Source organism: Clostridium sp. AM58-1XD (assembly GCF_003464085.1).
GTDB lineage: Bacteria > Bacillota > Clostridia > Lachnospirales > Lachnospiraceae > Lachnoclostridium_A.
In genome coordinates this window covers 1-1,938 of sequence record NZ_QSDR01000073.1, presented here as the reverse complement: position 1 = coordinate 1,938, position 1,938 = coordinate 1, and the positions used below count along the sequence as shown (strand labels likewise).

Sequence of the window (1,938 nt, the reverse complement as noted above, 5' to 3'; positions counted from 1 at the left end):
GTATTTCAGAAAACAAAAAGGAGAGTGCATTCATTATGAAAAAGCAGACTAAATTAGTTGCAGTATTATCTGCATCAGCTCTGTTAGCAATGGGCGCTTCCATGACATCTTTCGCAGCTACTGGCTGGACACAGGAAGATGGCACTTGGTATTACTATGCTAAGGACGGAAGCCGCGTAACAGACGAGTGGAAGAAATCAGGAAACTACTGGTTCTATCTTGGCGATGACGGCGAGATGGTAACTGAGCAGTTAATCGAAGATGACGACGATTACTACTATGTAAACCAGGATGGCGCTATGGTAACCAACGGCTGGGTAGCAGTAGATAACGAGGACGCTGGCGATGAAGACGAGCCGGATCAGTACTGGTACTACTTCCAGAACAATGGTAAGGCATATACATCTTCTGATAATAGTAATTCTGTAAAATTCAAAACTATCAACGGTAAAAAGTATGCATTCGATGACGAAGGCAAAATGCTTTATGGTTGGGTAAAAGAGAACGAGAGACAGAGCGGAGATGATGCTTGGGAAGACGCTGAATATTACTTAGGTGATGAGAATGACGGCGCTATGAGCACAGGCTGGAGATTGATCTCTATTACAGATGAGAACTGGGATGAAAACGACGATACTTATGATGAGGATCAGGATCGTTGGTTCTATTTCAAGTCTAATGGTAAGAGACACTACTCTAAAAATAATGATAAACTGCTTCAGAAGACCATCAATGGCAAGAAGTATGGCTTTGATAATAATGGTCGTATGGTAACAGAGTGGAACATCACAAGTGGCTCTGAAGAAACAGCTTCCAGAGGCGAGGCTTCTTATTCTAGGGAATGGGCATACTTCTCAAGCCCAGAAGACGGCGCTCGTAAGACAAAAGGCTGGTTTAAGGTAATACCGGATGAGAACCTCGATCAGGATAAGTATGATGACGCTGAAGACTTCTGGTACTATGGCGATGGCGACGGACATCTTTATGCTAATGAAGTAAAGACTATCAATGGCAAGAAATATGCATTTGATAATTATGGCCGTATGATGGATGGCTTAAGACTGATTCAGTTTGATATGGAAGGTGAACGTATAAGCACAAAGAAGATCGCTGCTTCCTGGAAAGATGATGAAGGCACATATCTGTTCGATACAGAAGATGCTTTTGATGAGTCCGTTCGTCAGTTGATGGAAGAGGTTAAGGGTGATGACGATAAGCTTCGCTATGCATTCATGTACTTTGGCGACGAAGATGATGGTGCTGTAAAGACTGGAAAACAGACAATTACGATTGATGGCGACAGACTTGACTTCGAGTTCAATAAGAACGGAAGCAAGAAGGGCTGGGGCAGAAATGAACTGGATAAGTCTGATAAGGTAGCTTACGCAATGGGTAAGAAGTACAAAGCAGACGCAGATAATAAGTACGAAATTATTTATAATAAGGGCGGCGTATTATATGCTATGACAGTTCAGGAATTTATCAATGATTTCATTGCTGATGATCCAGAAACTACTTATAAGAGCAACAATGACGATGATAACAAAGTTTATTACGATGAGACTGGAAAACTCAATGCCAAAGAAGATCATAAGTTGGTAACCGGTTACGATATGGAGAACTTCTGGGTAGTTAATACTAGTGGAGCTCTTGTTAAGTCAAAATCTAAGTGTAAAGATGGCGATGATATTATTGTTAAGGTAGAAGATTTCCATCCAGTTCAGATTTACGAAGAGTTAGACTAATCCATATTTCGATATGAAATTCTAATTGCCAATAATGTTTGAGTATAATTCCAAACATGGGAGAAGGGACAGCGGAAGCTGTCCCTTCAGACTGTAGACAAAGTCCCGAGCAATCGCTCGGGCTTTTCTACATTTGTCACCGCATTCATGGTATAATCATTATATCAGGAAGGCGGTGTTTTTATGTTGACGA

1 protein-coding gene is annotated in these 1,938 nt (G+C 41.2%); it reads left to right on the top strand.

The window, feature by feature from the left end:
* A partial coding sequence (locus tag DXA13_RS20575; RefSeq protein ID WP_347559943.1) for an argininosuccinate lyase occupies positions 1–1,745 on the top strand: 1,745 nt, incomplete at its 5' end.
* Positions 1,746–1,938: the final 193 nt, after the last annotated feature.